Below are 20,613 nucleotides of genomic sequence, written 5' to 3'. Positions count from 1 at the left end.
GGATCCTCGCCGCCTTCGCCCGAGACCGAGCGGGCGCCGATGCGGTTCATGGCGACGTTGAGGACGCCGTGGGCCTCAGGGCTCAGGGCGCCGAGCGACATGCCGGGCGTCAGGAAGCGCTTGCGGATATCTGAGACGCTCTCGACCTCGTAGACCGGCACGGGCGACAGGTTCTCGCGCCAGTCGAGAAGATCGCGCGGGGCGTTGTCGGGCTGGCTGCGAACGGCCTCGGAATACTGCTTGAACCGCTTGTAGTCGCCGCGATTGCAGGCGTCCTGGAGCAGGTGGATCGTCTTCGCGTCGTGGGCGTGGCTTTCCTGACCTGCACGGATGCGGAAGAAGCCGCCGATGGCTGGCGAGGGCGAGGCCTCGGTCCAGGCCGCCGCGTGGCGACGCATCGCCTGCTGCTCCAGCCCGGCCAGGCCGATGCCGGAGATGCGCGAGGGCGCTCCGGGGAAGAACTCGGCCGTCAGGGCGCGGGACAGGCCCAGGACCTCGAACTCGCACCCGCCGCGATAGGCGGAGATTATGCTGATCCCCTTGCGCGCGAGCGTCTTCATCAGACCGGCCTCGAGACCGGCCTTGTAGTTCAGGCAGGCGTCCCGGAGCGACAGACCCGGATAGGCCCCGCGATCCAGACGTTCCTGGAACATTTCCTGGGCCAGCCACGGGTTGATGGCCGTGGCCCCGACCCCGACCAGGACCGCGATGCCATGCGGCTCCAGGGCCTCGGACGAGCGCACCACGATCGAGACGAAGCTGCGCAGGCCCTTGTCCGTGAGGCGCAGATGAACCGCCGAGGTGGCGATGATCATCGGGATGGTGATGCGGTCTTCGGACGCACGTTCGTCGGTCAGGACGACCAGGCCCGAACCGTTGCGGACCGCCGTCTCGGCCTCAAGCTGGATGCGGTCGATGGCGGCCCGCAAACCGGCACCGGGGCGATCGCCTTCGGCAGGAAGGGGATAGGAACAGTCCAGCGTCACCGTCGAACCGGCGCCGACGACGCCCAGCATCCGCTCGTACATCCCGGTGGTCAGGATGGGGCTGTCGAGGACGAAGACGTTCGTCTGGGCCTCTTCCTCGGCCAGGATGTTGCCCAGGTTCTTGAACCGGGTCTTCAGGCTCATCGCCCCGGCTTCGCGCAAGGGGTCGATCGGCGGGTTGGTGACCTGCGAGAAGTTCTGGCGGAAATAGTGGGCGAGCGGGCGCGGCAGGTCCGACAGCACCGCCGGAGGCGTGTCGTCGCCCATGGAGCCGACCGCCTCCTTGCCGTCCCGGATCATCGGGTCCAGCAGCATGTCCAGGTCTTCGCGGGAGTATCCGGCGGCGATCTGACGACGGGTCAGGGCGTCGCCGGTGGCGGCGCGGGGCTCGGGTCCGGGGCCGATCAGGGGCTCCAGATCGACCATGTTGTCGAGCCAGTCCTGGTACGGATGAGCGGCAGCCAGGGCGTCGATGGCCTCGGCCTCGTTCAGGATCACGCCCTTCTGAAGATCGGCGACGATCATCCGGCCGGGGCCGATCGGCAGGCGATAGGCGATCCGGCTTTCGGGCAGGCCGGCCAGACCGGCCTCGGAGCCCGCCAGCAGCAGGCCGTCGTGGGTGACCATGGCGCGCAGGGGACGCAGGCCATTGCGATCCTTGCCGCAGACGACGTAGCGGCCGTCGGTGGCGCAGATGGCGGCGGGGCCGTCCCACGGCTCCATCACCGCGTTGCAATAGGCGTAGAGGGCGCGGTGGTCGGCCTTCATCAGGCCCTCGTCGCGAGCCCATGCCTCGGGCATCAATAGAGCCTTGGCCATGGGCGCGGGACGACCGGCGCGGACCAGAACCTCGAACACGTTGTCGAGGGCAGCGGAATCGGAGCCGCCCGCCTGGACCACCGGCTTGACGTCGCCGTCATGCTCTCCGAACGCCTGGGCCGTCATGCGGATCTCGTGGGACCGCATCCAGTTCAGGTTGCCCTTCAGCGTGTTGATCTCGCCGTTGTGGGCCAGCATGCGGAACGGCTGGGCCAGCCGCCATTCGGGGAAGGTGTTCGTGGAATAGCGCTGGTGGAAGATCGCGTAGGCGGCCTCGAACGTCGGATCCAGCAGGTCGGGATAGAGCTGATCCAGCAGTTCGGCGCGGACCATCCCCTTGTAGATCAGCGACCGGGCCGACAGGGAACAGATGTAGAAGCCGGGGATGCTCTCGGCGGTCGCGGCCTTTTCGATCCGGCGCCGGCACAGATATAGCTCGCGCTCCAGGGCCTCGGACTGACCGGGGGCAGCGAGGTCGGCGGGCGCGGCCAGCATGATCTGCTCAATCTCGGGCCGGGTGGCGTCGGCCTTGGAGCCCACGACCGACAGATCGATCGGCGTCTGGCGCCAGCCATAGATATAGAAGCCGGCGCGCAGAACCTCGGTCTCGACGATGGCGCGGGCGCGGTCCTGGGCCCCCAAGTCGGTGCGCGGCAGGAAGATCTGGCCGATGGCGATGGGGCCGGAACGCAGGGTCTGGCCGATCACCCGGACCTGTTCGGCGAAGAACCCCTGCGGGGCCTCGACCATCAGGCCCGCGCCGTCGCCCGACAGGCCGTCGGGATCGACCGCGCCGCGGTGGGCGACGTTCTTCAGCGACTGGATGGCGTGGATCACGACCTCGCGGCGCGGCACACCGTCGATGGCCGCGACCATGCCGACGCCGCAGGCGTCCTTTTCCGATGACGGTTCATAGGCACCGGCGTCGATCAGGCGTTGGCGGTCGGTGTTGTATTGGTTCAGCCAGGTCATTCAAATTCTCCGCTCATCCCCGCGAAAGCGGGGACCCAGTTCTTTCGCGAGGCACGGTGCGTCGGACTGGGTTTTCGGAGAGTTGGTCTGAGATTGGCTCGCCCAAAGCACTGGGTCCCCGCTTTCGCGGGAATGAGCGGAAATGGAGAAAATATCATGCCGCCACACTCGCGGCTTGAGCCTTGAGGTAGCGATCGATTTCCGCCGCCGCGTCCTGGCCGTCGCGGACGGCCCAGACGACGAGCGAGGCACCGCGGACAGCGTCGCCCGCCGCGAAAACGCCGGGCAGGGTGGTCGAATAGCCCTGGGTGTTGCGAGCTTGCGGCGTCACCACAGTGCCCCATTCGGTCAGGGCGAGCTCGGCGTGGTGGTCGGCGAAGGCTTCGGGCTCGAAGCCGAGGGCCTCGATGACCATGTCGGCCTCCAGGTCGAAGTCACCGCCGGGCACGGCGATGATCTCGCGACGCTTGCCCAGTTCGGGTTCGGACAGGGCCATGCGGGCGGCACGGATCGAGGTCGTGGTGCCGTCACGCGACATCAGGGCCTTGGGCGCGCCGAGCCATTCAAAGACCACGCCTTCTTCCTCGGCATTGGAGACCTCGCGGGCCGAGCCGGGCATGTTGTCCTTGTCGCGGCGGTACAGGCAGACGACCGAGGCAGCGCCCTGACGGATGGCGGTGCGGACGCAGTCCATGGCGGTGTCGCCGCCGCCGATGACGACGACCTTGCGGCCCTTGGCGGAGTACCAGTCGGTGCCTTCGGCATCGCCCAGATCGCGGCGGTTCTGATGCGTCAGGAAATCGAGCGCGCGGATGGTCGAACCGGGGCCCACGCCCGGCGCCGTCAGGGCCCGCGCCTGATAGACGCCCATGGCCAGCAGGACGGCGTCATGCTTGCCCCGCAGATCATCGAGGGTGACGTCTGTTCCGACATTGCAGTTCTGGACGAAGGTCACGCCGCCGTCGGCAAGACGATCAGTGCGGCGCTGGACCACGCGCTTCTCCAGCTTGAAGCCGGGGATACCGTAGGTCAGCAGGCCACCGGGTCGGTCGTGGCGGTCGTAGATGGTGACCTGATAGCCTTGTTCGCGCAGCCGGTCGGCGGCGGCCATGCCGGCGGGGCCGGCACCGATGATGCCGACCGATTCGCCGCGTTCATGCAGCGGGCGGATCGGTGCGACCCAGCCGTTGTCGAAGGCGGTATCGCCGATGAAGGCCTCGACCGAACCGATGGTCACGGCTTCCCAGCCCGACTGGTTCAGGGTGCAAGAGCCCTCGCAAAGCCGGTCCTGCGGACAGATGCGTCCGCAGATCTCGGGCATGGTCGAGGTGGCCGACGCGACGCGCCAGGCCTCGCGCAGCTCGTCTTCAGCCGACAGGCCCAGCCAGTCGGGGATGTTGTTCTGGAGCGGGCAGGCGTTCTGGCAGAAGGGAACGCCACAGTCGGTGCAGCGCCCGGCCTGGACCTCGAGGTTCTCGGGCGTCGGTTTGACGATGATCTCGCCGAAATCCTGCACGCGCAGGCTCGCTTCCGTCTTGGGAAGACGGCGTGGTTGCACGACGAAGCCTTGCGGCCCTGATGGTCCCTTGTTCTGCATACGCCGCATAAAGCGAAAACCGACCCGTTCGGCAAATGATTTCCGCGATATCGGGGTCTAGCGAGGCCTTTCAACATGATCTTGTCGCCGAGTGCGGCATTTGTGCATGAAGTGACCGAGGTGGGCGCGGTCTGCCGGAACGCCGTCCGCCGGCTGTCAGGCCCCAACGGCTCGAACATGACCAAAAGTTCAGAAAACGTTCCTTTCCGGGGCTGGTTTGTGACGTTACGCAAACAGTGCGGACTTTGCGCCGCCACATCATCCCCCGAGGTATTTCATGCGTTCGACCGGTCTGCGCCTTGCATTGCTGGGAGGCGTAGCGGCCTCCGTCCTCTTCGCCTCTTCGGCCCTGGCGTCCGAGCCTGCTGCGCCGGCCGTCGCCGAACCCGCCGCCTCCGCCCAGCGCGGCGAGCAACTGGCCCCCCTGCCGCCGATCGACATTCCCTTCACGAAATTCGTCCTTCCCAACGGCCTGACCGTGATCGTCCATGAGGACCACAAGGCCCCGATCGTGGCGGTCAACATCTGGTACCACGTCGGTTCCAAGAACGAGCCGAACGGCCGCTCCGGCTTCGCCCACCTGTTCGAGCACCTGATGTTCAACGGGTCGGAGAACTTCAACAACGATTTCTTCAAGGCGACCGAACTGCTGGGTGCCACCGACCAGAACGGCACCACCAACTCCGACCGCACCAACTATTTCCAGAACGTGCCGACCTCGGCGCTGGACTCCATCCTGTGGCTGGAGAGCGACCGGATGGGCCACCTGCAGGGTGCGATCACCCAGGAGCGCCTGGATGAACAGCGCGGCGTCGTCCAGAACGAGAAGCGCCGTGGCGAGAACCAGCCCTATGGCCGCGTCTGGGATGCGATCACGAACGCCACCTATCCGGCCGACCACCCCTATGGCCACACGGTCATCGGCTCGATGGACGATCTGAACGCGGCCGACCTGGACACGGTCAAGGCCTGGTTCCGGGATTACTACGGGGCGGCCAACGCCACGATCGTGCTGGCCGGCGATATCACGCCCGAACAGGCGCGCGCCAAGGTCGAGCAATACTTTGGCGACATCCCGCCCGGACCTCCGGTCACCCGCCCGAACCAGATGATCTCCCGCATGACCGGCGTTCAGCGCGAGACCATGTACGACCGCGTGGGTCAGCCCCGACTGTACAAGGTGTGGAACACCCCGCCGGCCGGCACGGCCGAGGCCGACTATCTGGGCCTGCTGGGTCAGGTGCTGACCTCGGGCCGCTCGTCGCGCCTGTACAAGCGGCTGGTGTTCGACGAGCAGATCGCCGTCAATGTCGGCGCCTTCAACAGCGAGAGCGAGATCGGCAGCCAGTTCCTGGTCATGGTCACCGCCAAGCCGGGCATCGACCTGGCGCGGATCGAGACCATCGTCGATGAGGAGATGGCCAAGCTGCTGCGTGACGGCCCGACGGCCGACGAGCTGGAGCGCGCCCGCACCTCGGTGGGCGCAGGCTTCGTGCGCGGCACCGAACGGATCGGCGGCTTCGGCGGCAAGTCCGACATCCTGGCCGAGAGCCAGGTCTATCACGGCGATCCCGGTGCCTGGAAAACCAGCTACGACCGTATCCTGGCGGCCCGTCCGGCCGACATCACGGGCGTGGGCCGGGCGTGGCTGACCGACGGCAGCTATTCGCTGGAAGTCCTGCCCTTCCCCGACTATGCGGCGGCGGCGACCGGCGTCGATCGCTCGGGCGGGGTGCCCGACGCGGGTGTGGCCCCGGCGGCTGACTTCCCCGATGTCGAACGGGCGACCCTGTCGAACGGGCTGAAGGTCGTGCTGGCGTCGCGCACCGGCGTGCCAACCGTGGCGATGAACCTGATCGTCAACGCCGGCTCGGCGACCGATGGGGCGGACAAGGCGGGCATCGCCGCCCTGGCTCCGGCCGTCATGACCAACGGCACCGACGACCTCGACGCGCTGGAGATCTCGGACCGGCTGCAACTGCTGGGGGCCACCCTCGGTGCCGGGTCTGCGACCGACTACACCACCGTCAGCATGACCGCGCTGGAGCCCCGCTTGGCTCCGTCGCTCGATCTGTTCGCCGACGTGATCGAGAACCCGGCCTTCCGCCAGGCCGACTTCGTCCGGGCCCAGGCCCAGCAGGTCGCCGGCATCCAGCAGGCCAACCGCACGCCCGGCGCGATCGCCAACCGGGTCCTGGCCGCCAACGTCTATGGTCCGAACAACCCGTACGGCCGTCCGACGAACGGCACCGAGGCCTCGGTCGCGACCCTGACCCCGGCCGACGCCGAGGCCTATCACGCCACCTGGTTCCGCCCCGACAACGCGACCCTGGTGGTCGTCGGCGATATCGAGATGGCCGAGCTGCAACCCCAGCTCGAGCGGGCCCTGGCGGGCTGGAAGGCACCGTCTTCGCCGGTCCCCGCCAAGCCTGAAGTCCAGGTGGCGGCGGCTCCCGCGACGCCTCAGGTCCTGCTGATCAACCGGCCCGGACCCCAGGCGACGATCATGGCCGGTCGCCTGACCGCGCCCTTCGATGCCGCCACCGAGCCTCAGCTGGACACGTTGAACACCGCGCTGGGCGGTACCTTCACCAGCCGGATCAACATGAACCTGCGCGAGAACAAGGGCTGGTCCTACGGGGCTCGCTCGGGCGTCCGCGCCGGCAACGGCCCGCGCCTGTTCTCGGCCACGGCCGAGGTCCAGTCCGACAAGACCGCCGAAAGCGCAGCCGAGGTCCGGCGCGAGCTGACCGAAATCGTCGGCGACCGTCCCATGACCGAGGCCGAGCTGAGCTCGACCAAGGCCAACCTGATCCAGGGCATGGCCGGGGATTGGGAGACCAACGGCGCGGTCATGAACGACCTGACCACCATGGTCGTCTACGGCCGGCCCGAGACCTATTTCGACAGCTATGCCGCAGGCGTGAACGCCACCACGGCGGCCTCGGCTTCGGCTGCGGCCCGGTCGGTGGTCGGTTCCGGCCCGACCACCTGGGTCATCGTCGGCGACGTGGCCACGATGAAGCCGAAGATCGAGGCGCTGGGCTTGGGTCAGGTGCAGGTCGTAGACGCGAACGGGGTGCCTGTTCAGTAAGATCGAGGCTGGTCAGAAACGGAAGCGGCCGGTCTCGCGAGAGACCGGCCGTTTTTGCATACTCCCTCCCCTCGGGGGAGGGCAGATCGCGAAGCGATCGGGTGGGGGCGGCAAGGCGAACCGCCGCTGTATTGCCTTGCCCTTCCCACCCGGTCTCCGCTGCGCTTCGACCACCCTCCCCCGAGGGGGAGGGAGAGACAGTTGTTTCCTACGTCTCCCAACCCCCCGCCAAGGCCTTGAACACGGCGATCTGGTAGGTGGTGACCAGGGCATCGGACTGGGCCAGGGCGGCATCCGCCCCCGCCAGGGTGCGTTCCGAATCCAGCACCGTCAGGAAGTTGTCGGCACCCGCATCGAAGCGCAGACGTGACAGCCGCGCCGCCGTCGCCGCCTGATCTCGCGCCTCGGTCAGGGCCGCGCGGCGGTCCAGTTCGTTGGCATAGTTGGTCAGGGCCGTCTCGGTCTCCTGCAGCGCGGACAGCACCGTCTGGTCGAAGGTGGCGAGCGCCGCCTCGGTCAGGGCACCGGTCTGGGCGATCCGCGCGCGGGCCACGGCGATGTTCGGGAAGGACCAGCTGATCAGCGGGCCGAAACTGAAGCGATAGTTCTCGTCGTTGCCGAGCTCACCGGCGTCCAGCGCCGTCGAACCGAACGATCCGCCCAGGCTGATGGTCGGATACAGCGACGCGGTCGCCACATTGACCCGCGCGGCGGCGGCGGCGAGCGCGCGTTCCGCCTGACGCACATCGGGACGTCGAGCCAGCAGGGCCGCGCCGTCACCGATCGGGATCGGCTGCGTCAGCTGAGGCGGGTGGGCGCAGGACCGGGCGGCCTCGGACGCCTCGATCGGGGTGCGGCCGGTCAGGGTGGCCAGGCGATAGACCGCGCCGTCGCGGCCGGCCCGAAGCGAGGGCAGGGTGGCACGGGTCTGGGCCAGGGCGGCCTGGGCGCGGGCGGTATCCAGCCCGGTGCCGGCACCGCCTTCCAGCAGACGCTGGGTCAGGTCGGCGGTGTTCTGTTGCAGGGCCAGGGTCCGTTCGGCGACGGCGATCTGGGCGTTGGCGGAACAGGCGTCGGCATAGGCCCGGGCGGTCTCGGCGGCGACCGAGACGCGGATGACGTCAAGCGCGGCAGCCTGCGCATCCGCATCGGCGCGGGCGGCCCGGATCGAGGAGCCGACGCGGCCGAACAGGTCGATCTCGTAGGAGGCGTCCAGACCCAATGAATAGCTGTCGGCTTCAGGCAGCTGGGTTCCGGTCGGGCTGGTCGCGGCGGAGCCCTGGCTCCGACTGGCCGAGCCGCTGAGGCCGGTGGTCGGGAAACGACCGGCGCGAGCTTCAGACAGGCTGGCGCGGACGGCGCGCAGATTGGCCTCGGCGGCCTCCAGCTGGTTGTTCTCAGCGAAGGCCTGGGCGATCAGGCCGTCGAGCACGGGATCGGCATAGAGCCTCCACCAGTCGTCGCGCGCCTCGGCGGCGGTGACGGCGGTCGAGCCCGGGGCACTGATGAAGGCGCCCGACGCGGCGGGGGGGATCACAGCGTCAGGCGCCTTCGGCCCGACCGCGCATGCCGCCAGGGTCAGGCCGGCGACGCCCACGGACAGGACGGCTTTGAGGGAGGATACGGTCATCTTACAGGTCTCCCGTGCGTGGCCCGGTGGCCGGCAGCGGTGCGTCGGGGTCCTCGAGATGCGATCCCGTGGTCGGGGTCGGCGGTGTCTTGGACGGCTCGTGCGGGATGCGCGCGGCCAGGCCACGGCACATCACATAGAAGACGGGCGTGAAAAGCAGGCCAAAGACGGTGACGCCCAGCATCCCGAAGAATACCGCAGCGCCCAGCGCCTGACGCATCTCCGCGCCGGGCCCTTCGGCCAGCACCAGCGGCAGGACGCCGAGGATGAAGGCGAACGAGGTCATCAGGATGGGCCGGAGACGGGTCCGTGCGGCCGCGACGGCGGCGTCCCAGCGGCTGAGACCGTCGTCCTCCTCGCCCTGTTTGGCGAACTCGATGATGAGGATGGCGTTCTTGGCCGCCAGCGCCACCAGCACCACCAGCCCGACCTGGACCAGGATGTTGTTGTCGAGGCCCAGGGCGTTGACCCCCAGCATGGCGGCCAGCACGCACATCGGCACGATCAGGATGACCGCCAGCGGCAGGGTGAAGGCCTCGTACTGTGCGGCCAGCACCAGGAAGACCAGCAGCACGCTCATGGCGAAGATCAGGGTTGCGCCACCCGACGCCTGCTTCTCCTGGAAGGCCAGTTCGGTCCATTCGTAGGAGAACCCGGGCGGCAAGGTGGAGGCGGCCAGCGTCTCCATCTGGCCGATGGCCGTGCCGGACGAGATGCCGGGTGCGCCCTGGCCCTGAAGCTCGGCGGCCGGAAACAGGTTGAAGCGGACGATCCGCGACGGACCGGAATCCTGGCGAAGGTTGGCGATCGAGGCCAGCGGCACCATGGCACCGGAGGTCGACTTGACCTTCAGGTTGGCGATGTCGGCCAGATCGTCGCGATAGGCCGGCTCCGCCTGGGCGGTGACGCGATAGGTGCGGCCCGCCATGTTGAAGTCGTTGATATAGGACGAGCCGAGATAGATGCCGAGCGTCGAGAACACTTCGGACGGCTGGACGCCCAGCATCAGGGCCTTGTCGCGATCAACGTCGGCGGCGATGCGCGGCGAGGCGGTGTTGTAGGTCGAGAAGACCTGCTGGAGATCCGCGTTCTGGGCCGCGCCGCCCATCATGGCGAAGGTGGCGCCTTCCAGCGCGCGATAGCCCGCGCCGGAACGGTCCTGGACCATCATCTTGAAGCCGTTGCCGGTGCCCAGACCCTGGACCGACGGCGGGGCGATGACGAAGATGTTGGCCTCTTCGATGCCGCCGGTCGCCTGGGTGATGGCACCGGCCAGGGCCGCGGCCTTGGTCTCTTTGGACGTGCGGTCCTCGGACGGGTCGAGGCGGACGAAGATGGTCGCGGCGTTGGACCCGAAGGCGAAGCTGGAACCGTCCAGGCCGGCGAAGGCGACGGTGCCGTTGACGCCCTCCTTGGCCTGGATGATGTCCTTGGCGCGCAGCATCACGGCCTCGGTGCGGTCCAGAGATGAGCCTGCCGGCAGTTGGACCACGCCGATCAGGAATCCCTGGTCCTGTTCGGGAATGAAGCCGGACGGTGTATCCACCAGTCGCCAGGCCGTCAGGGCCAGCAGGCCGACGTAGACGACCAGGACGATGGCGACCATGCGGATCAGCCGGGCTGTCAGGCGGCCATACTGGTCAGACAGCCAGTCGAAGGCCTCGTTGAATTTGCGACCGCCCATGCCGACGTACCAGACGACAGAACCCCACAGACCGGGCTTGCGATGATGGGCATCCTTCTTGTGCGGCTTGAGCAGCAGGGCCGCCATGGCGGGTGACAGCGTCAGCGACACGAACAGGGAGACCACCGAGGCCGCCGCGATCGTCACCGCGAACTGGCGATAGAAGATGCCCGGGATGCCCGGCACGAACATGGTCGGGATGAAGACCGAAACCAGCACCAGGCCGATGGCGATCAGGGCACCGGAGACCTCCTCCATCGATCGATAGGCGGCTTCGCGCGGCGACAGGCCTTCGCCGATCAGACGCTCGACGTTCTCGACCACCACGATGGCGTCGTCGACCACGATGCCGACGGCCAGGATCAGCGCCAGCAGCGACAGGGAATTCAGCGAATAGCCGAGCGCCAGTTGCACCGCGAACGTGGCGACCAGGGCCACGGGAATGGCGACGATCGGAATGATGGCGGCGCGCCAGGTCTGGAGGAAGACCATGACCACGATGACGACCAGGATGATCGCCTCGACCAGGGTGTGCTGGACCGACTCGACCGAGGCCGCGACGAACTCCGTCGGGTTGTAGGCGACCTTGATGGCGGCTCCCGGCGGAAGATCCGCACGGATGGCTTCAAGCTCGGCTTCGACCCGTTCAGCGGTCCCCAGCGCATTGGCACCCGGCTGCTGGACGATGGCGACGCCGACGCCGCGCTCGCCGTCGAAGAAGCCCCGTATGCCGTAATCCTGGGCCCCCAGTTCCACGCGACCGATGTCGGACAGGCGGGTGACGGCGCCGTCGGCGTTGGTCTTGATGACGACGCGGCCGAACTCTTCGGGCGTGTTCAGCCGGCCCTGGACCTGGATCGGTTCCTGGAAGGCGGAGGCGTTGGTGGCGAAAGGTGGCTGGCCGATCGAGCCGGCGGCGGCCTGGACGTTCTGGGCGCGCAGTGCCGCGACGATCTCTGTCGCGGACAGATTGCGTGCGGCGGCCTTGGCCGGGTCGATCCAGACCCGCATGGAATAGTTGCCGCCCCCGAAGATGTTGACCCCGCCCACGCCCTCAATGCGCAGCAGCCGGTCGCGGATCGTCGAGTTGGCGTAGTTGCCCAGGAAGTCGTTGCCCAGGCTTTCGTCCGGGGACGTCACCGAGGCGATCATCAGAAAGCCTTGCGAGGCCTTGGCCACGACGATGCCCGTCTGCCGCACGGCATCGGGTAGGCGCGGCTCGGCCAGGGCGACGCGGTTCTGGACCAGGACCTGGGCCGTATCCAGGTCGGTGCCGGGCTGGAAGGTCACGGTGATGGCCACCGAACCGTCCGAGGTCGAGGACGAGGTGACGTACAGCATCCCCTCGACGCCGTTGATCTCCTGTTCGATCGGCGCGGCGACGGTCTCGGCCAGGGTCTCGGCCGAGGCACCCGGGAACGCGGCGTTGACGGTGATCGTGGGCGGCGCGATCTCCGGATATTGCGACAGAGGCAGCAGCGGATAGGCGGCCAGACCGACGATGGTGATGAACACCGACAGCACGGCCGCGAAGATCGGCCGGTCGATGAAGAAGCGAGAGATGTTCATGTCTTAGTCGCCGATCGCCACGGAGCCCGACAGGGCGCTGGCAGAGGTCGCCGTGGCGGCCGGGGGGGCGGTGGTCACGGGCGCTGCGTATGTGGTCGGAGTACGGGTGATGCGGCCGGGATTGGCCTTCACCTTCTGGCCCGGCTGCTGGACGCGTGAGCCGCCGTTGATGATGACCCGGTCCTGGGCCGTGATGCCGGATCGGATGACGCGCAGACCATCGACCAGCGGGCCGAGGACGACCGGGCGGGGCGTGACCGTGCCGTCGGCGGCGACGACCGAGACCGTGCGGCGGTCAGCACCGGCACTGATCGCGGCGTCGGGCACCAGCAGGGCGTCATAGGCACCGGCGCCGGCGACCCGGACCTGGCCGAACATGCCGGGCTTCAGGAAGCCGTCGGCGTTCTGGATCACGGCCCGCAGACGGATCGAGCCCGACGAGGCGTCGATGGCGTTGTCGGTGAAGTCCAGCGTGCCGGCGTGAACGAAGTCGGCCTCGTCCTGCAGGCGGACGCGAACGGGGGCCGAGGCACCGCCTCGCGTCTGGCGCTGATATTTCAGCAGCGTCGCTTCCGACCCGTCGAAGACGAAATAGATCGGAGAGGACGAGACGATGGTGGTCAGGACGTCCCCGGCCGAAGACCCTCCGCCGATCAGGTTGCCCGGATCGATGCGGCGGTCCGAGACGCGCCCGGACACCGGAGCGGTCACACGGGTGAACTCGACGTCCAGTTGGCGGGCGCGGACATTGGCCTGGGCGGCAGCGACATTGGCCTGCGCGGTGCTCACGGCGGCGCGATTGGTGTCGACCTCGGCCTGGGACACGGCCTGCGAGGCCAGAAGGCCCTCGGAGCGGGTCAGGTTGGTGCGGGTCAGCGATACTTGCGCATTCGCCTGGGCCAGTTGAGCCTGGGCCGAGGCCAGTTGGGCCTGGGCCGGGCGGGGGTCGAGGGTGAACAGCAACTGCCCGCGACGGACGAAATCGCCGTCACGGAAATGCACCGCCTGGACATAGCCGCCGACGCGGGCGCGGACGTCCACGCTCTGGGTCGCCTCGAACCGGCCGGTGAAGTCGTCCCAGTCGACGATGCGCTCGCTCAGGGGGTTGGCAACGGTGACGGGCGCGGGCGGCGGCGGGCCGGCGGCCTCGGTCTTGGCACAGCCGTATAGGGCGGCCGCCAGCATGGCGGACACAGCGACGATCTTCAGTCTGCGCATCCGCGGACTCCTGGCAGGATTGGGCATGTAGGCGGCGACCGAGGCGCGGATCGGGGAGGAGGCGGCCTCAGGTCAACGCCTGATGACTTGTCTAATGTCTGTCTGCGAAACACTTGTCAACAGACGATGACATGTCCATAACCCCTGTGGGGCATGTGAGGACATCACATTGGGTTTCGATATTTGCAGCAGGCCGCGAAACGCGGCCACGACTCGCGCCGCCATCCTGGAGGCTGCGAACGCGCGCTTCATGGGCGAGAGCTACGACCAGGTCGGGATGCGTGACATCGGTCGCGACGCCGGTGTCGATCCGGCGCTGATCTCGCGCTATTTCGGATCCAAGGAGGAGCTGTTCTCTTGCGTCATCGAATCCTGCGGTGACGCTTCGGCCCTGATGGCGGGCGACCGGGCCACGTTCGGAGACCGGGTGGCGCATGACATCATCTATGGCCCTCGCAACGAGTTCAAACTGCGCTGGCTGCTGGTGATGCTCCGCTCGATCGCCTCGCCCAAGGCGCAGGACGTCATCCAGCGACACTCGGAATGCAATTTCATGACCCCCTTCACCGAATGGGTCGGGGGCGAAGACGCCGAGATCAAGGCCAGGTTGGCGGCGGGTCTGATCATGGGGCTGACCGTCAGCCGCGACATCTCGGGCGGTTTCAACCTGTCGCCCGACAAGTGCGAGCGCCTGCACCGGCGCCTCGCCACGACGCTTCAGGACTTCATCGACAACTGAGCGCGCGCCTCGCTCCGCCTCCGGACATTACGTCACCGTAATCCTTGTCCGTCTTGCGTTGCAGCATGCGATCCCCGAAGGTCGCGGCGGCTGTTTTTCGAGTGACGGGGTAGGGTATGCGTCTGGCTGTCTTGGCGACGATGTTCGCATTCGCCACGGTTCTGGCCGCGCCGGCCCTGGCCCAGGTCAGCGTCGGCCCGGTCGATCAGTCCAAGGGCACGTTCGAGGACAAGTTCCGCCAGTTCGAGGGCGAGGACTGGCCCACCCCCACAGACTATCGCAACGCCTCGGGCGCGCCCGGTCATCGCTACTGGCAACAGCAGGTCGACTATTCGATCGACGTTTCGCTGGACGAGCCGACCCGGACCCTGACAGGCAAGCAGGTGGTGACCTATACCAACAACTCGCCCGACGCCCTGACCTATCTGTGGATGTTGCTGGACCAGCAGAACTATCGCCGCAACTCCCTGGCCGAACGCACCCGGACCTACACCGCCGCCACCGAGGTCAGCGTCAACGAGGTGTTGCGCGTCCAGCGGATGCAGGACTGGGAAGGCGGCTTCAACGACCTGAAGATCACCGGCCCCGACGGCGCGGACGTGCCGTTCAACATCGTCGATTCGATGCTGAGGCTGGAACTGCCCGCGCCACTGAAGACCGGCGAGAGCTACACCTTCACCGTGACCTTCACCCTGCCCATGCCCGAGACCGGCATCGTCGGCGGGCGCAGCGGCTATGAGTGTTTCACCAAGGCGGGCGAGGACGGCAACTGCATCTTCGAGGCCGCGCAATTCTTCCCGCGCATGGCCGTCTATTCCGACTACGAAGGCTGGCATAACGCCCAGTTCCTGGGGTCGGGCGAGTTCACGCTGGAGTTCGGCGATTACGACGTCCGTATCACCGTGCCGGTCGATCACCAGCTGGCCGCCACCGGCACGCTCCAGAACCCCGAGATACTGACCGAGACCCAGCGCGCGCGTCTGGAACAGGCGCGCACGGCTGACGCCCCCGTCTATATCGTCACCGCTGCCGAGGCCGCCGCCGCCGAAGCCAGCCCCGCCCGGTCGGGCACCCGGACCTGGCATTTCCAGGCCGACAACGTCCGCGACTTCGCCTGGGCCTCCAGCCGGAAGTTCGTCTGGGATGCCATGGGTGTGGTCCAGACCTCGGCCACCCAGGCCAACGGCGCCCATCCCATCGTGATGGCCATGTCCTTCTATCCCAAGGAGGCGCGGCCCCTGTGGGATGCCTATTCGACGCGGGCGATCGCCCAGACGATCCGGGTCTATGACCAGTTCGCCATCCCCTATCCCTATCCCTACGCCCAGTCGGTGAACGGGCCGCAGGGCGGGATGGAATATCCGATGCTGACCTTCAACGGCCAGCGCCCCATCGTCGACGAGAACGGCCGCCGGACCTATACCGAGCGCGCCAAGAACGGCCTGATCGGGGTGGTGATTCACGAGGTGGGCCACACCTATTTCCCGATGGTCATCAACTCCGACGAACGCCAGTGGACCTGGATGGACGAGGGGCTGAACTCCTTCGTCCAGTATCAGGCGCAGAAGCTGTGGGATCCGAACTTCCCGTCGCGGGGCGAGCCGCGCGACATCGTCGAATACATGGTCAGCCAGGATCAGGTGCCGATCATGACCAACTCGGAATCGGTGCTCCAGTTCGGCAACAACGCCTATGCCAAGCCGGCGACCGCCCTGGTCATCCTGCGCGAGACCATCCTGGGGCGCGAACTGTTCGACCGCGCCTTCCGCGAATACTCGCACCGCTGGGCTTTCAAGCGGCCGACCCCCTACGACTTCTTCCGCACGATGGAGGAGAGCTCGGGGGTCGATCTGGACTGGTTCTGGCGCGGCTGGTTCTATTCGACCGACCACGTCGACATAGCGCTGGAAAGCGTCGTCCGCGCGCAGCTGCAATCGACCGACCCCGACGCCCGCGCCCGCCTCGCCCGTGAACGGTTCGCCCAGGCGCCGACGCCCACAACCGTGACCAACAACGCCGGGATCGAGACGGTGATCGAACGCGATCCTGGCGCGCGCGACTTCTATAACTCTACCGACCAGTTCACGGTCACGGCCCAGGCGCGTCGCGACCAGGCCTCGGCCGACAAGAAGGCTGACGAGGATCGCCGTCGCGCGCAGGGCTTCACCGACAACATCTATCGCTTCACCTTCCGCAATGTCGGCGGCCTGGTCATGCCGGTCATCGTCAAGATGACATGGGACGACGGCACGACCGAGACGGTCCGCGTCGCCGCCGAGGTGTGGCGTCGCAACGCTCAGTCGGTGATCTGGCAATATGTGTCGTCCAAGACCCTGGTCTCGGCCGAGCTGGACCCGTTGTGGGAGACCGCCGACGCCGTGCGCGCCAACAACTATTTCCCACGCCGGATCGACGAACAGTCCTTCACCCTCTCGGCCCCGCCTCCGCCGCCCGCCAACCGGATGCGGGACTCGGACGTCGAGGTCAGTCCCGACTCGACCGCGGTACGCGACGCGCCCAGGCCGGCCGCGCGACCGTGAGGACCGGCGTGAGGCGAATGGCGACGGCACTGGTGGCGGCAGCTCTGTCGTTCGCCGGACCCGCCGCTGCCCATCGCGGCCACGCCGGGCTGACGGTGGTGGAGATCGATCCCGCCTCGGGCGCGGTCGCGGTCACGCACCGCTTCTATGCCCACGACATCGAGCCGACCCTGACGGTTCTGGCCCCTGACGAGCAGCCGTCTCTAGACGATCCCGAGGCCCTGGCTGCATTGAACGCCCATCTGGCCGAGCGCTTCCGGATCGATATCGACGGAGCACGCGTGTCCCTGCACCGGACCGGCGAGACCCTGGCTGGCGACAATGTCCGCATCGATTTCGCCGGCGAACGCGCACCCGGACCGGTGACGGAGGTGCGCGTCGACCAGGATTTCTTCTCCGACATCTACGACGACATGGAGATGCAGGTGAACGTCCGGGTGGGTGGCGTCACCCGCACGGTCCTGTTCCGGCCCGGCATCCAGGCGCAGAGCGTGCGTTTTGATCGCTGACAAGCGGTGATGATGCCTTGAAACCGGGTCTGGCTGAAAGATTGTTTCGCAACCTTGTGTCGAGCCTGATCCGCGTTGCGCGCAAATCGGCGATTGCGGTCATTTCATGCGACGATCGGCTCCGATACCGGGTTGACGTGGAATATTATTCCATAACCTGCTTGTGTGTGGGCTCCGATTAAGGCTATATGCCGGGGAAATCAGGAGCGGGCCGTGACCCAAACCCATCGCCAGTACCCCGGACGACGGGCGGCCCAGGCCGCTGCGGTCGCTCGTGCAGATACCCGGATCGTCGGGGCCGCAACCCTTATTCTCAGCGTACTCCTTGTGCTGCTCTCCGGAGCGGTGTGGACGCAGCTGACCTGAACCCAAGCCAAATCAGGATCATACGCCCACACCCGCTCCCGCAAGGAAGCGGGTTTTTTCTTACCCAGGTCGGCCATGCGCCGGTCGAGACGGATACCAGACCTAAAGTGACCACCGACGCGTCCTCACCCGCCGACCCCAAGATCGCACTGAACGGCAATCGCCGCAGTGCGGTCGTGACTCAAGGCCCCAACCGCGCCGCCGCGCGGTCCTATCTGCGCGCCGCCGGCATGTCGGACGCGGACTTCGACAAGCCGATGATCGCCATCGTCAACACCTGGTCGACCATCACCCCCTGCAACATGCACCTGGACCGTCTGGCCAATGACGTCCGCGCCGGCATCGTTGCGGCGGGCGGCTGGCCGGTCGACTTCAACACCGTCATGGTCACCGACGGCATCTCGATGGGGACGCCGGGCATGAAGGCCTCGCTGATCTCCAGAGAGGTCATCGCCGATTCGATCGAGCTGGCCGTCGAGGGGCATCAGCTGGATGGCGTCGTCTGCATCGTCGGCTGCGACAAGACCATTCCGGCGGCGGCCATGGCCCTGGCCCGGATGGATATCCCCGGCCTGGTCTACTACGGCGGCACCATCATGCCGGGCACGGTCGGAACCGCCGAGGTCTCCGTTCAGGAGGTGTTCGAGGCGATCGGCGCGCATGGTGCAGGCAAGATCGACGACGCCCAGCTGAAAATCGTCGAAAGCGCCGTCTGTCCGGGCGCCGGGGCCTGTGGCGGCCAGTTCACGGCCAACACCATGGCCATGGCCCTGTCGGTCATGGGGATCTCGCCGATGGGGGCCAACGACGTCCCCGCCGTCGATCCATCCAAGGCGGCCGAGGGTGAACGCTGTGGTCGGCTGATCGTCGAGCGGACCCTGGCGGGCGACAATGCCCGCAAGTACATCACCCGCGACAGCCTGAAGAACGCCGCCGTCGCCGTTTCGGCGTCGGGCGGATCGACCAATGCGGTCATGCACCTGACCGCCATCGCCATCGAGGCCGGCGTCGATTTCGGTGTCGAGGACTGCCATCAGGCCTGCGTCGAGGCGCCGGTCATCTGCGACCTGAAGCCCGGCGGCCGGTTCCTGGCCTCACACCTGTATGCGGCGGGCGGCACGCGGCTGGTGACCCAGCGGCTGGCCGAGGCCGGCAAGATCGTCGACGCCCCCACCGTCACCGGCCGCAGCCTGTTCGCCGAGGCCGTCGAGGCGGAAGAAGCGCCGGGCCAGATCGTCGTTACGACGATGGACGCACCGGTCATGGCGCGCGGTTCCTATGCCGTCATCTATGGCGACATCGCCCCCGAGGGCGCGATCATCAAGCTGACGGGCCATGCGATCGACGTGTTCGAGGGCCCGGCCTGCGTCTTCGATTCGGAAGAAGACGCCTTCCACGCCGTTCAGGACGGTTCGGTCGGCGAGGGCGACGTCATCATCATCCGCTACGAAGGGCCCAGGGGCGGTCCCGGCATGCGCGAGATGCTGCAGGTCACGGCGGCGCTGAAGGGCAGGGGGATCAACAATGTCGCCCTGCTGACCGACGGCCGGTTCTCGGGCGCGAGCTACGGCTTCGTCGCCGGGCACGTTTCACCGGAAGCCGCGGTCGGCGGGCCGATCGCCCTGGTCCGCGACGGCGATCGCATCCGCATCGACGTCACCAACCGCCGCATCGATGTCGACGTCGATCTGGCCACGCGCCGCGCCGGCTTCAGCCCTCGCGCCATTACCCCCGTCCACGGCGTCTTCGCCAAATACCGCGCCAGCGTCGCCTCTGCCTCGCAGGGTGCTGTCACCATTCCAAACCCGCCGCCGGCTCAAGTTCCGGCCGCAGCCAAAGCTCACCAGGAAGCCTGAGTCATGAAAATCTATACCAACGACGACATCCGTCCCGGCGTCATCGCCGGCCAGAAGATCGCCATCATCGGCTATGGCTCGCAGGGCCGCGCCCACGCCCAGAACCTGAAGGATAGCGGCCACGACGTCATCGTCGGCGTCCGCGCAGGCGGCAAGGGCTGGAAGAATGCCCAGGCCGACGGCCTGGCCACGGCCGAGCCCGCAGATGCGGTCAAGGACGCCGACATCATCGCCATCCTGACCCCCGACATGGCCCAGGCCGAGGTCTACAAGACCCAGATCGAGCCTTACGCCAAACAGGGTTCGGCCCTGCTGTTCGCCCACGGCTTTTCGATCATCTACGGCCGCGTCACGCCGCGCGAGGACATGGACGTCATCCTGGTCGCGCCCAAGGGGCCGGGCGATCTGGTCCGTCGCGAGTACCAGAAGGGTGCCGGCGTCCCCTCGCTGTTCGCAGTCGAAAAAGACGTCACCGGCAAGGCCCGCGACCGCGCCATGGGCTATGCCAAGGGCAACGGCGGCGCGACCGGCGGCCTGCTGGAAACCACTTTCCGCGAAGAGACCGAGACCGACCTGTTCGGCGAACAGGCCGTCCTGTGCGGCGGGGCCAAGGAACTGGTCATGGGCGGGTTCAACACCCTGGTCGAGGCCGGCTACCAGCCCGAGATCGCCTATTTCGAATGCCTGCACGAGCTGAAGCTGATCGTCGACCTGTTCTACGAAGGCGGCATCACCAAGATGAACGAGTTCATCTCCGAGACCGCCAAATGGGGTTCGGTCAAGTCCGGCCCGCGCGTCATCAATGACGAGACCCTGGCGCGCATGAAGCAGATCCTGACCGAGATCCAGGACGGCACCTTCGCCCGCGAATGGATCGCCGAGAACGACGCCGGCAAGCCGAACTACGACGCCCTGGTCGCCGAGGACAATGCCCAGAAGATCGAGGTCGTCGGCGCTTCCCTGCGCGAACGCATGGCCTGGCTGCACGCCCCGAAATCCGCAGCCGCCTGAACCCGGATCGATAGAGCAAGCTG

Annotated in this window: 12 protein-coding genes; 7 read left to right on the top strand and 5 right to left on the bottom strand. The window is 67.3% G+C overall.

Features of this window, described 5'->3' with window-relative positions; all coding sequences use genetic code 11:
- Both JHC99_RS04145 and JHC99_RS04140 read right to left on the bottom strand, forming a co-directional pair.
- Window positions 1-2,777: glutamate synthase central domain-containing protein (locus JHC99_RS04145; protein ID WP_292152197.1), on the bottom strand; the 2,777-nt coding region annotated here is incomplete at its 3' end.
- Between the two features lie 154 nt (window positions 2,778-2,931).
- Window positions 2,932-4,374 (bottom strand): NAD(P)-dependent oxidoreductase, encoded by a 1,443-nt coding sequence (locus JHC99_RS04140; RefSeq protein WP_292152198.1) that lies wholly within the window; start codon window positions 4,372-4,374, stop codon window positions 2,932-2,934.
- Window positions 4,375-4,651: 277 nt separating this feature from the next.
- Here JHC99_RS04140 and JHC99_RS04135 point away from each other — a divergent pair, with 277 nt between their 5' ends.
- Complete coding sequence (locus JHC99_RS04135; RefSeq protein WP_292152196.1) at window positions 4,652-7,468, top strand: pitrilysin family protein; 2,817 nt, start codon at window positions 4,652-4,654, stop codon at window positions 7,466-7,468.
- Window positions 7,469-7,676: 208 nt separating this feature from the next.
- Here the strand turns inward: JHC99_RS04135 and JHC99_RS04130 are convergent, their stop codons facing one another.
- From JHC99_RS04130 to JHC99_RS04120, 3 genes are read right to left on the bottom strand one after another with little or no spacing between them, the layout of a single operon-like run.
- Window positions 7,677-9,098, bottom strand: coding sequence for an efflux transporter outer membrane subunit (locus JHC99_RS04130; RefSeq protein ID WP_292152195.1), 1,422 nt, complete (start codon window positions 9,096-9,098; stop codon window positions 7,677-7,679).
- Window position 9,099: 1 nt separating this feature from the next.
- The gene (locus JHC99_RS04125) at window positions 9,100-12,351 is read right to left on the bottom strand and encodes an efflux RND transporter permease subunit (protein ID WP_292152194.1); all 3,252 of its coding nucleotides are present in this window, start codon (window positions 12,349-12,351) and stop codon (window positions 9,100-9,102) included.
- A gap of 3 nt (window positions 12,352-12,354) precedes the next feature.
- Entirely contained in the window at window positions 12,355-13,569 is a 1,215-nt protein-coding gene (locus JHC99_RS04120; RefSeq protein ID WP_292152193.1) for an efflux RND transporter periplasmic adaptor subunit, read from the bottom strand.
- 169 nt (window positions 13,570-13,738) lie between these two features.
- Between JHC99_RS04120 and JHC99_RS04115 the strand changes: the two genes are divergently transcribed.
- The 6 genes from JHC99_RS04115 (at window position 13,739) to ilvC (ending at window position 20,590) form a co-directional block, all read left to right on the top strand.
- On the top strand, window positions 13,739-14,308 hold the full coding sequence (locus tag JHC99_RS04115; RefSeq protein WP_292152192.1) for a TetR family transcriptional regulator: 570 nt from the start codon (window positions 13,739-13,741) through the stop codon (window positions 14,306-14,308).
- A gap of 116 nt (window positions 14,309-14,424) precedes the next feature.
- Window positions 14,425-16,848 carry a M1 family metallopeptidase gene (locus JHC99_RS04110; RefSeq protein WP_292152191.1) on the top strand — a complete coding sequence of 808 codons (2,424 nt, stop codon included), beginning with the start codon at window positions 14,425-14,427 and terminating at the stop codon, window positions 16,846-16,848.
- Window positions 16,849-16,865: 17 nt separating this feature from the next.
- On the top strand, window positions 16,866-17,357 hold the full coding sequence (locus tag JHC99_RS04105) for a DUF6702 family protein (protein WP_292152190.1): 492 nt from the start codon (window positions 16,866-16,868) through the stop codon (window positions 17,355-17,357).
- Between the two features lie 213 nt (window positions 17,358-17,570).
- A complete protein-coding gene (locus tag JHC99_RS04100; protein WP_292152189.1) occupies window positions 17,571-17,723 on the top strand; it encodes a hypothetical protein in 153 nt (50 codons plus the stop codon).
- A gap of 107 nt (window positions 17,724-17,830) precedes the next feature.
- A complete protein-coding gene (locus JHC99_RS04095; RefSeq protein WP_292152188.1) occupies window positions 17,831-19,579 on the top strand; it encodes a dihydroxy-acid dehydratase in 1,749 nt (582 codons plus the stop codon).
- A gap of 3 nt (window positions 19,580-19,582) precedes the next feature.
- Window positions 19,583-20,590 carry a ketol-acid reductoisomerase gene (gene ilvC, locus JHC99_RS04090; RefSeq protein WP_292152187.1) on the top strand — a complete coding sequence of 336 codons (1,008 nt, stop codon included), beginning with the start codon at window positions 19,583-19,585 and terminating at the stop codon, window positions 20,588-20,590.
- The last annotated feature ends 23 nt before the right edge of the window (window positions 20,591-20,613 follow it).

The sequence above is a fragment of the Brevundimonas sp. genome (assembly GCF_016463485.1).
Taxonomy (GTDB): Bacteria; Pseudomonadota; Alphaproteobacteria; order Caulobacterales; family Caulobacteraceae; genus Brevundimonas.
The sequence above is the reverse complement of the archived record's forward strand: the minus strand, read 5'-3'. Positions and strand labels throughout refer to the sequence as shown.

Bases quoted from the DNA above. Each gene is read 5' to 3' on its own strand.
- JHC99_RS04140 (WP_292152198.1), bottom strand. From the start codon at position 4,374: ATGCAGAACAAGGGACCATCAGGGCCGCAAGGCTTCGTCGTGCAACCA.
- JHC99_RS04135 (WP_292152196.1), top strand. From the start codon at position 4,652: ATGCGTTCGACCGGTCTGCGCCTTGCATTGCTGGGAGGCGTAGCGGCC.
- JHC99_RS04130 (WP_292152195.1), bottom strand. From the start codon at position 9,098: ATGACCGTATCCTCCCTCAAAGCCGTCCTGTCCGTGGGCGTCGCCGGC.
- JHC99_RS04125 (WP_292152194.1), bottom strand. From the start codon at position 12,351: ATGAACATCTCTCGCTTCTTCATCGACCGGCCGATCTTCGCGGCCGTG.
- JHC99_RS04120 (WP_292152193.1), bottom strand. From the start codon at position 13,569: ATGCGCAGACTGAAGATCGTCGCTGTGTCCGCCATGCTGGCGGCCGCC.
- JHC99_RS04110 (WP_292152191.1), top strand. From the start codon at position 14,425: ATGCGTCTGGCTGTCTTGGCGACGATGTTCGCATTCGCCACGGTTCTG.
- JHC99_RS04105 (WP_292152190.1), top strand. From the start codon at position 16,866: ATGGCGACGGCACTGGTGGCGGCAGCTCTGTCGTTCGCCGGACCCGCC.
- ilvC (WP_292152187.1), top strand. From the start codon at position 19,583: ATGAAAATCTATACCAACGACGACATCCGTCCCGGCGTCATCGCCGGC.